This window comes from Actinoplanes sp. NPDC051633 (assembly GCF_040681735.1).
In the GTDB taxonomy this organism is placed as follows: Bacteria; Actinomycetota; Actinomycetes; order Mycobacteriales; family Micromonosporaceae; genus Actinoplanes.
In genome coordinates this window covers 1-10,253 of sequence record NZ_JBFAZH010000153.1, presented here as the reverse complement: position 1 = coordinate 10,253, position 10,253 = coordinate 1, and the positions used below count along the sequence as shown (strand labels likewise).

Sequence of the window (10,253 nt, the reverse complement as noted above, 5' to 3'; positions counted from 1 at the left end):
CGCGACGACCCGCCGACCAGGAAGAGGCCGGCCAGCTCCGACGGCGTCAACCCGGCCGCCTTGATCACCGCGGCGGCCTCGGCCACGCCGCGCCGGATCAGCGGCCCGGCCGACGCCTCGAGCTCGTCGCGGGTCAGATGCACGGCGTGCTCGACCCCGGGCACCGGCACCGGGGCGAGCGCCGAACGGGAGAGCATCTCCTTCGCGCCCCGCACGTCCTCCCAGAACTGCCGCCGGGCGCGCCACTGCGCGAGCGTACGCGGATCACCCAGCACGCCCCACGCCTCCGGCTCACCACCGGCGAGCGCCTTGCCCAGGTGGTCGACCAGGCTCGCGTCGACGTCCAGCCCGCCCAGGTCGCCGGCGCCGCCGGAGGCCGCCACCGCGAACCGCGGCCGGCCGTCCGGCCCGAGGCCGTCGTTGCGCACCACCGCGACGTCGAGCGTGCCGCCACCGAAGTCGAAGACCGCCAGCGCCGAGCCCACCGGCACCGGCCGGCGCAGCACGTCGGCGAAATACCGTGCCGCGGCCACCGGCTCGGGCACCATCCCGGTGTCGGCCGGCCAGCCTGCGCGGGCCAGCGCGTCGGTCAGCACCGCACGGCGGTGTGCGCCCCAGGCGGCCGGGTAGGTCAGCACGGCCGGCGGCAGGAACCCCACCGTGTTGACCGCCTCGCGGGCGACCGCGGTGAGCAGCGCGGCGAAGAGCGCGGCGACCGGGATGCCGTGACCGCCGAGCAGGATCGACTCGGCGTCCACATGACGTTTCGGGTTGGGCTCGATGCCGGCCGGATCGGCATAGCCGAGGCGCTGGGCGTCACGGCCGACGTGCAGGTGCCCCTCGGCGTCGAGATAGACCGCCGACGGAAGCAACGGCTGCCCGTCGAAGAGCAGCGGACGCGTCCGCTCGTCGGGCCACCGCAGCATCGCAACGGTGTGCGACGTGCCGAGGTCGACGGCCAGCACGAAGCCGTCACCTGGTGCGGTCATCCCTGCTGCCCCTCCGCCAGTGGACACCCGGCCCGCCATGTTACGGCCCCCGGGCGACAAAAGGCCGGGTGAACCGGTCCAGGCCTGGCCTAGCCGAAAATGCGGCGCCGGGCCACCTCGGCCAGGGTGACCGCGGCGGCCACGCTGGCGTTCAGCGACTCGACGTCCGAGGCCATCGGGATGCGTACCCGCAGATCACACGTCTCGCCCACCAACCGGGACAATCCGCGCCCCTCCGAGCCGACCACGACGAGCAGCGGGCCGACCGCGGCCTCGAGCTGGTAGAGGTCCGTCTCGCCGTCCGCGTCCAGCCCGATCGCGGTGAAGCCCGCTTTCTGGCACTCCTTGACCGCACGCGTCAGGTTCACCACCTGGGACACCGGCACGCGCGCAGCGGCGCCGGCGCTGGTCCGCCACGCGGTCGCCGTGATGCCGGCCGCCCGGCGCTCGGTCATGAAGACGCCGTGCCCGCCGAAGGCCGCCACCGACCGGATCACCGCGCCCACGTTCCGCGGGTCGGTCACCCCGTCCATCGCGACCAGCAGCGGAGCGGTCTGCTCGAGCGAGGCCGCGATCAGGTCGTCCAGCGGCTGGTACGCGAACGGCGGCACCTGCAGGCCGACGCCCTGGTGCAGCACGCCGCCGGTCATCCGGTCGAGCTCGTTGCGGCTGATCTCGAGGATCGGCAGGCCGCGGTCACCGGCGGTGCGCACGATCTCGGCGATCCGGTCATCGATGTCGATGCCCTGCGCCAGGTACAGCGCCGTCGCGGGCACCGACGAGCGCATCGCCTCCACCACCGGGTTGCGGCCGAGCAGCAGCTCCGGCCCCTCCCTGGTGGGGTTGGACCGGCGGCCCGGCGCGACCCGCGGGCCGCCGCGCGTCATCTGCTGCTTCCCGCGCATCGGCACGGACTTGCCGCGCGGAGCACCCCGGCCCCACGTGGTGTCCTTGCTGCCCGGGGTGCCGACCTTGGGCTTACGGCCCTCGGCCGCCGCGGCCCGGCGCTCCTTGTCCTGCTTGCGCGCCGTCTTCGCGGGCAGCTCCTCGGTGCCTGAGTAGCCCTTGTGCCACGGCCGCTCGTCGGCCGGCAGGGTGCGCCCGCGGCCCTTGAGGCTCGCGCGGTTCTTGCCGCCCGAGCCGGCGGCGGCGCCCTTCTTCGACGTCACACGCCGGCTGCGGTTGGACGAGTTACCCGGCATCAGTGCTGCTCCCCTACGGTCCAGCGCGGTCCGGCCGGGGTGTCCTCAACCTGTATGCCCGCGTTCTTCAGCTGGTCACGCACCGCATCGGCGGCCGCCCAGTCCTTACGTGCCCGGGCCTGCGCCCGCTGCTCCAGCGCCAGGTGGACCAGACCGTCCACGACCGGCTTCAGATCGTTGCCGCGCTCCGCGCCGCTCCAGGCCGGGTCGAACGGGTCCAGGCCCAGCACGCCCAGCATCGCGCGGACCGCGGTCAGCGCGGCGCGCACCCCGGTCTCGTCGCCGGTCGCCAGCGCCGTGTTGCCCTCGCGGATCGTGTCGTGCACCACGGCCAGGGCGGCGGACGTGTTCAGGTCGTCGTTCATCGCGCTCGCGAAACTCGGCGGCACGTCCATCGGGTGCCCGGGGCCGACCACCTCGGCGGCGCGCTGCACGAAACCCTCGATGCGCCGCCACGCCGTCGCCGCCTCGCGCAGCGCGTCGTCGGAGTAGTCGATGCGGGACCGGTAGTGCGGCGTACCCAGGTAGTAGCGCAACTCGATCGGCCGGATGCCCATCTCGGCGACCGCGGCCGTGTCGATCACGTTGCCCAGCGACTTGCTCATCTTGGCCTCGCCCAGGTTGAGCAGGGCGTGGTGCACCCAGTACCGGGCGAACGGCAGACCGGCCGACCTGGACTGGGCGATCTCGTTCTCATGGTGCGGGAAGGTCAGGTCGAGCCCGCCGCCGTGGATGTCGAACTCGTCACCGAGGTAACGCCGGGCCATCGCGGAGCACTCGATGTGCCAGCCCGGACGGCCACGGCCCCACGGCGAGGGCCAGGACGCGTCGGCCGGCTCGTCGGGCTTCACCGCTTTCCACAACGCGAAGTCGCGGTAGTCGCGCTTGTCCTTCTCGCCGCCATCGGCCGGCGGGCGCATGTCGTCGGGGTTCTGCCCGGACAGTGCGCCGTACTCCGGATAGGACGGCACGTCGAAGTAGACGTCGCCGTTGCCGGACTCGGCCGGGTACGCGCTCTCGCGCTCGATCAGGTCGGCGATCAGCTCGTGCATCTCGGGCACGTGCGCGGTGGCCAGCGGTTCGTAGGTCGGCGGCAACACGTTGAGTGAGGCGTAGTCGGCGTCGAGCCGCAGCTTGTTCGCGTACGCGATCGCCCAGAACGGCTTCTTCTGGGCGACGGCCTTGTCGAGGATCTTGTCGTCCACGTCGGTGACGTTGCGGATGAACGTCACCTCGAAGCCCCTCTTGATCAACCAGCGGCGCAGCACGTCGTAGTTGACCGCTGAACGGAGGTGACCGATGTGCGGCACCGACTGCACGGTGAGACCGCATAGGTAGATCCCCACCTGACCGGGCGTCAGCGGGACGAAGTCCCGGACGGATCGGGTGGCGGTGTCATGCAAGCGGAGCGTCACCGGTCAAGGGTACCGACCCCGGCGAACCGGTTTCCGCTCCGCCCGCATGAACCCGGCTGTTACTGGCCGCCCACCGCCGCGTACGCGTCGACGATGCCGTGCCCGTAGAAGCCGTTGAACTTCGTCCCGCCCTCGCAGAACGCGTCGAACTCCACGTCACGGCCCTCCTGCACGTAGCTGCGCAGGCGTGGCGTCGGGCACGGGGTCTCGGCCGCCGACCGCAGCAGGCGCCGCTCGACCACGTCGGGGTTCAGGGTCAGCCCGCCGTTGCGCTGGTCGGGCCGGCCGTACTGGCTGACGATCAACGCGGCCACACCCGCCGCGTGCGGCGCCGCCATCGAGGTGCCCTGCAGATAGCCGTAGTAGCCGCACTCGCCCGCGGCGTTGCACGCCTTGAACGTGTTCGGCGCACCGGCCGGCGTGATGTTGCCGTCGGCGTCGACCCGGCCCGCGGCCTGCAGAATCTTCAGCGGGTAGGTGGACAGGATCTGGTTGCCCGGCGACAGGTACGTCGGGGTGCCGAAGCCGTCACGGGCCCATCCGCCGGGCGCCGCCACCGACGTCTGCTCCACGCCGTAGTTCGAGAAGTCGGACTTCATCTTCGACGGCCCGACCGACGAGACGCCGATCACGTGCGGGCCCTCGGCCGGCAGGTCCCAGCAGGTGCGGTTGTCGATCGGCCGGTCGTACGGCGTGCCGCCGTAGTCGGGGCTGCTGCTGTCGATCCGCGGCTTGCCCAGGTCCTCGTGGTTGTTGCCGAGCGCCGCGACGAGCGTGACGCCCTTGCGGTGCGCGTAGTTGAGGGCCCGCCGCATGCCGGCGATGATCGCCCGCTGCTCGGCCTGCGCCTCCGGGCTGTCCGCCGGGTTGGCCTTGCAGTTGTAGAGCCACGGGTCGACGTAGAAGGACATGTTCACCACGTCGATGCCGGCGTCCCCGGCGTAGGTCAGCGCGTTCACGACCGGGTCCAGGAAGAACAGCCCGAAGTCCTGGCCGCCCTTGAGCTCGACCAGCGTCACGCCGGGCGCGACACCCGAGAGGCCGCTGCCGTCGAGCGACGCACCGATGATGCCGGCCACGTGCGTGCCGTGCCCGCCGTCGTCGGTGCCGACCGGGTCGAGGCAGCTCGCGACCTCGCACGGCCCGTCGACGGCCGGGATGTCCGGCGCGAAGTTGCGCGACAGCACCGGGCTGAACCGCTTGGCCAGGTCGGGGTTGCTCGCGTCGAGGCCGGTGTCGAGCACGCCCACGGTCACGCCGCGGTTGCCCTTCTGGATCTTGTGGGCCATGTCGGCGCGGATCATCCGCTGGCCCCAGAGCTTCTCGTCGAGCGGATCGGTGCGCAGGGCCGGAGCGGCTGCGGCTGCGGGGGCGTTGGCGCCCGTCGCCGGCGCCTCGACGGTCAGGTCCTTGGGCGCGTACCCGAAGGCCTTGCGCTCGCTGGCGCCGATCAACTTGGACGAACCGGCGACGGCCGTGCGGAATCCGGCGTCGGTCGACGAGACGCGGAAGACGCCGACGGCGTCATTGCGGCTGACGATCGTGCCGCCGGCCGCGGTGATCGCCGCGACCGCGTCGGCCGCGGGCACGCCGTCCGCGGAGACGACGGTGTAATCACCCGGCGCAGATGGAGCGGCCGTGGCCGCGGTGATCGGCGATACCGAAAGGGCAACGACCGTCGCGGTGGCGACGGTCGCTGCCAGGAGGGGTCTTCTCATGGAGGCCATCTCATCGAATGAAATCGAACTCCACAAGCGATCATCAGGGTCGGGTCATCCGCAATACGTCCAAAGCTTGGTCCAACTGCTCCTCGGTGAGCTTGCCGCTCTCCAGGTGACCGCGCTCGACGACGACCTCGCGGATCGACTTGTTCTCCTTGAGCGCCTGCTTCGCGATCGCGGCGGCCTCGTCGTAGCCCAGGTGGCGGTTGAGCGGCGTGACGATGGACGGCGAACCCTCGGCGTACCCCCGGGCGATCTCCTCGTTGGCCTCCAGACCGTCGATGCACCGGTCGGCGAGCATCCGCGACGCCGCGGCCAGCAGCCGGATCGACTCGAGCAGGTTGCGCGCCATCACCGGCAGCATCACGTTCAGCTCGAAGTCACCCTGCGTGCCGGCGAAGGCGACGGCCGCGTCGTTGCCGATCACCTGGGCGCAGACCTGGCGCACCGACTCGGGCACCACCGGGTTCACCTTGCCCGGCATGATCGACGAGCCCGGCTGCAGGTCGGGCAGGCGCAGCTCGCGCAGGCCGGCGCGCGGCCCGGAGCCCATCCAGCGAATGTCGTTGACGATCTTATAAAGACTGACCGCAACGACCCTGAGCTGCCCGGACGCCTCGACCAGCGCATCCCGGGCGCCCTGCGCCTCGAAGTGGTTGCGCGCCTCCGACAGCGGCAGGCCGGTCATGTCCTTGAGGGTCTGGATCACCGCGGGCGCGAACCCGGGTGGGGTGTTGACGCCGGTGCCGACCGCGGTGCCGCCCAGCGGCAGCTCGGCCAGCCGGGGCAGCGTGTCGGTGAGCCGGTCGATGCCGTACTGCACCTGCGCGGTGTAGCCGGAGAACTCCTGACCCAGCGTCACCGGGGTGGCGTCCATCAGGTGCGTACGCCCGCTCTTCACCGTGGTGGCCCAGGTGTCGGCCTTGGCCTTCAGCGCGGCGGCCAGGTGGTCCAGCGCCGGGATGAGGTCGCTGGTGACGGCCTCGGTGGCGGCCAGGTGGATGGACGACGGGAACACGTCGTTGCTCGACTGCGAGGCGTTCACGTGGTCGTTCGGGTGCACCGGCTTGCCGAGTTCCTTGGCCGCCAGCGAGGCGATCACCTCGTTGGCGTTCATGTTCGACGAGGTGCCCGACCCGGTCTGGAACACGTCGATCGGGAACTGCGACTCGTAGCCGCCCTCGGCCACGTGCGCCGCGGCCGTGGCGATCGCCTTGGCCAGGTCGTCGTCCAGCACCCCGAGCTGGGCGTTGACCTGCGCGGAGGCGCCCTTGATCTGGGCGAGCGCCTTGATGTGCGCCGGCTCCAGCCCACGGCCCGAGATCGGGAAGTTCTCCACCGCCCGCTGGGTCTGCGCACGCCACAGGGCGTCGGCCGGCACCCGGACCTCGCCCATCGTGTCCTTCTCGATCCGGTATCCGCTTCCGTCAGTCGTCACGGTTCATTCGTACCCCAAACAGGGCTCCGGTGGACGCGCTCGACAACGGAACGTATCGTCGGCGAGCGTTTGGACCGCCTGAAAGAACGGATCTCCCTCATGCGACGCGCCCTCCTGGCCCTGGCCGTCGGCGGCGCCCTGCTGACGATCTCCACCGCGTGCGACAGCGACCCGGCCGCCCCGGCGGCCGCGCCGACCAACGCCGATCCGACGACGCAGGCCACCAGCACGGCCCCGGACTTCGCGGCGAACACCGAGCTGGTCTGCGGAAAGGTCACGTCGATCTACGACGACGGCTTCGACGGCTTCAACGCGGCGATGGGCAAGATGATCGCCAACAAGGAGGCCGAGCAGGCCCCCGAGGCGAAGAAGGCGCAGCAGGCGGCGGCGAACGAGCTGAAGAAGGTGGGCGCGGCCCTGAAGAAGGAGGTCGCGGCGGCCGAGGACCCGGCCTTGAAGAAGGCGGGCGAGACGAGCGCGGCGAAGCTCACGAAGAGCGCGGCCGACAAGAAGTTCTTCGACTCGATCAAAACCACGGCAGACCTGAACAAGCGAATCGAGCCCAAGATCTTGGATTGGATGACCCCGGTCCGCGGTTTCTGCGCTTAAAGCTTCAAAAGATACGAGCCATCTGAAGTCCCCAGTTCTCAGCGGACCGAGGCGGTTGGCAACGGCCGCACGCAGCCTCCGGCCGAGGGCAGCAGCCCACCCGCCTGAGGTCGCCGCATTAAGGTGACGACGTGGCGACGCCTGACCTTCCCGAGCGCCTACGGGCGCACATCGCCAAGCTGGAAGGTCGGCCTCCGCTGGAGACCGTCGAAGAGTTCATGTTCGGTCATGTGGCCGACGCCGACAGCCTCGACGAGATCCGCACCCGTCTCGAGCAGATTGCGCGCCGTAGCACCAGCATGCACCGCCGCACACTGCGTGCGCTCGAGGCCGTTATCACCACCGAGCTGCCGCCGAACACACTGGCCCGGCTCGTCGTCTGGGACGGCAACTGGTCCCTCGACGACCCGTCCGACGCCGGCGCCGCCGATTTCCTGCGCGGCCTCGCGCAAATGCTGCGCGAGGTCATCGAGCAGGCCGACTGAATTTGCTACGACAGGGCTGCCTCGGCGGCTGACAGGAAGGCGTCGTTCTCCTCCGGGGTGCCGATCGTCACCCGGATGCCCTCGGGGTGGAAGGCCCGCACGATCACGCCGCGGCTTTCGCACGCCGCGGCGAACCCGGCCGTGCGGTCGGCGATCGGGAGCCAGACGAAGTTGGCCTGGCTGTCCGGTACGTCGACCGACAGCTTGCGCAGCGCCTCCGTCACCCGGTCACGCTCGGCCACCACCAGCGCCGCGCGGCGGCGTACCTCCGGCTCCTGGTCCAGCGCCGCCAGCGCCGCCGCCTGGGCGATCAGGTTCGTCGAGAACGGCGTCACCACCTTGCGGACCGCCGCCGCGACCTCCGGCTGCGCCACCAGGAAGCCGATCCGCAGGCCGGCCAGCCCCCACGCCTTCGAGAGGGTGCGCAGGACGACCACGTTCGGCCGGTCGCCGTAGACCTCGATGCCGTCGGGCACGGAGTCGTCCGTGACGAATTCGCGGTAGGCCTCGTCCAGGACGATCAGCACGTCGGACGGCACCTCGTCGACGAAGCGGTCCAGCTGGGCGCGGGCGACCGCCGTACCCGTCGGGTTGTTGGGGTTGCAGACGATGACCACCCGCGTGCGGTCGGTGATCGCCGCCGCCAGGGCCGGCAGGTCGTGGCCGTGAGCCGGCGTGTTCGGCACGCGCGTGGAGACCGCGCCGGCGCCGGCCGCGATGATCGGGTACGCCTCGAACGAGCGCCACGCGTACACGATCTCGTCGCCCGGCAAGCACGCGGCCTTGACCAGGTGCTCGCTCAGCGCGACCGAGCCGCAGCCGGTCACCAGGCGCGACGCGGGCACGCCGTACCGATCGGACAGCTTGTCCCGCAGTTGCACCACGCCCATGTCGGGGTATCGGTGCACGTTCGCGACGGCGGCGGCCACCGCGTCGGGCACGCCGGGCAGCGGGCCGAACGGCACCTCGTTGCTGGCCAGCTTGATCGCCTCGGCGATGCCGAGCTCGCGGGCCAGGTCGGCGACGTTGCGCCCGGGCACGTAGTCGGGCAGAGCATCCAGGTCGGGTCGGGTCAGCCGCGTCATTGCCGTCGTCCTTCCGCGTTGCCGGGCGTGGCCGGCAATGGCTGTTTGTCGTTGGGCGGCAAGGCGATCACCACCGTGCGGGCGGTCTTGTCGTGCAGCGCCTGCCGCAGCTTCTGGTCGAACAGCGGCGACAGGCAGTCGACCAGTTGCAGAAGGAAGCCCAGCCCGGCGCAGCCCCAGAACGGCGTCCACATGCCGAGCCGTGCCCACCGCCGGAACGCCCGGCCGAAGCCGATCGGATCGGTGTGCTCGACCGCCATCACCTTGATGCGCAGCAGCCGCTTGCCGAGCGTCTGGCCGCGCGAGCCGATCGACGGCGCCTCGTAGAGCAGCCACAGCAGCGTCGCGATCACCAGCATGGTCCAGATCAGGTACTCCGACCGGGGCGTCGGGTCGGGCGGGTCGCCGAACGGGTCGGCCATCGCCTGCCGGTAGACCGGCGCGAACTCCAGCGCGAACTGGTACGCGAAGTAGCCGTTGACCACGACGTTGAGCACCAGCACGGCGAGGATGTCGAACAGCCGGGCCGCGAGTCGCTGGCCCATCCCGGCCAGCGCGAAGCCGTGCGGCCGGGGCTGCACGATCCAGCCCGGCGGCGGCTCCCAGCCGGGCGGTGGGGTCCACCCGGGTGGCGGCGGCGGATAGCCGGCGGGCGGGACCACGGTTTCCGGGTACGCGGGCGGCTCGTCCTTGGTCTCGGGAGCCTTCGTCGCCGGGGCCGGCGCCGGTGGTGGCGACGGTTCGGGTGGTGGCGGACCCTCCGGCGGGGTGGCGTCGGCGCCGATGGCCTTGCCCACCCAGCCCTCGCCGTCCCAGTAGCGCTGGGTCGACGGGTCGGCCGGATCCTTGTACCAGCCGGCGGGCAGAGAACTCATGAAGAAACCTTTACCACGACGGTCTGGGCGAACTTGTCGTGCAGGGTCTGCAGGTACGGCTTGTCCCAGAGCTGCCACAATCCGTCGAGATAGCTGTAGAAGGGCACGATCGTGCCGGCCACGATATGCGCCAGGAATCGCTTCGTGGCGATGCCCCGGGTCATCGGCTGCGCCGGATTGATCGGCACCACCCGGACCTTCATCACCTTCTTGCCGATGGTCTGGCCACGGCGGTAGAGCAGCTCGACGTAGTAGAAGTAGTAGGCCACGAGCAGCAGGAGGACCGCGCCGATCTCGACCGCCAGGATCGTCCAGATGAACGAGCCGTCCATCGACGGGGTCTCCCCGGGCGGGGTCGCCGCCAGGTCGTTGAACTCGTTGAAGAACACGATGAAGAAGACCGGCATGAAGATCACCATGGCGATGCCGGTGGC

Annotated in this window: 10 protein-coding genes; 2 read left to right on the top strand and 8 right to left on the bottom strand. The window is 70.9% G+C overall.

Translation table 11 applies throughout. The annotated features are described in order from the left end of the window. The 5 genes from AB0M20_RS11810 to AB0M20_RS11790 all read right to left on the bottom strand — a co-directional run. Positions 1-989, bottom strand: a 989-nt coding sequence (locus AB0M20_RS11810) for an Hsp70 family protein (RefSeq protein ID WP_364297122.1), incomplete at its 3' end; no start/stop codon positions are given. An 89-nt stretch (positions 990-1,078) separates the two neighbouring features. Beyond that, positions 1,079-2,191, bottom strand: coding sequence for a 23S rRNA (guanosine(2251)-2'-O)-methyltransferase RlmB (gene rlmB, locus AB0M20_RS11805; RefSeq protein WP_364297120.1), 1,113 nt, complete (start codon positions 2,189-2,191; stop codon positions 1,079-1,081). Further along, positions 2,191-3,606, bottom strand: coding sequence for a cysteine--tRNA ligase (cysS, locus tag AB0M20_RS11800; protein WP_364297118.1), 1,416 nt, complete (start codon positions 3,604-3,606; stop codon positions 2,191-2,193). The genes rlmB and cysS overlap by 1 nt, the downstream gene beginning before the upstream one ends. Positions 3,607-3,665: 59 nt before the next feature. Continuing rightward, on the bottom strand, positions 3,666-5,324 hold the full coding sequence (locus AB0M20_RS11795) for a S8 family serine peptidase (protein ID WP_364297116.1): 1,659 nt from the start codon (positions 5,322-5,324) through the stop codon (positions 3,666-3,668). Between the two features lie 43 nt (positions 5,325-5,367). Continuing rightward, positions 5,368-6,765, bottom strand: coding sequence for a class II fumarate hydratase (locus AB0M20_RS11790; protein WP_364297114.1), 1,398 nt, complete (start codon positions 6,763-6,765; stop codon positions 5,368-5,370). 99 nt (positions 6,766-6,864) lie between these two features. Between AB0M20_RS11790 and AB0M20_RS11785 the strand changes: the two genes are divergently transcribed. After that, the gene (locus AB0M20_RS11785) at positions 6,865-7,374 is read left to right on the top strand and encodes a hypothetical protein (protein WP_364297112.1); all 510 of its coding nucleotides are present in this window, start codon (positions 6,865-6,867) and stop codon (positions 7,372-7,374) included. A 131-nt stretch (positions 7,375-7,505) separates the two neighbouring features. Further along, positions 7,506-7,859 (top strand): hypothetical protein, encoded by a 354-nt coding sequence (locus AB0M20_RS11780; protein WP_364297110.1) that lies wholly within the window; start codon positions 7,506-7,508, stop codon positions 7,857-7,859. Positions 7,860-7,864: 5 nt separating this feature from the next. Here the strand turns inward: AB0M20_RS11780 and hisC are convergent, their stop codons facing one another. From hisC to AB0M20_RS11765, 3 genes are all read right to left on the bottom strand, one after another. Then, a complete protein-coding gene (gene hisC, locus AB0M20_RS11775) occupies positions 7,865-8,944 on the bottom strand; it encodes a histidinol-phosphate transaminase (RefSeq protein ID WP_364297108.1) in 1,080 nt (359 codons plus the stop codon). Then, on the bottom strand, positions 8,941-9,819 hold the full coding sequence (locus AB0M20_RS11770) for an RDD family protein (RefSeq protein WP_364297106.1): 879 nt from the start codon (positions 9,817-9,819) through the stop codon (positions 8,941-8,943). The genes hisC and AB0M20_RS11770 overlap by 4 nt, the downstream gene beginning before the upstream one ends. After that, on the bottom strand, positions 9,816-10,253 hold a 438-nt coding region (locus AB0M20_RS11765), incomplete at its 5' end, for an RDD family protein (RefSeq protein WP_364297104.1). The genes AB0M20_RS11770 and AB0M20_RS11765, both read right to left, overlap by 4 nt.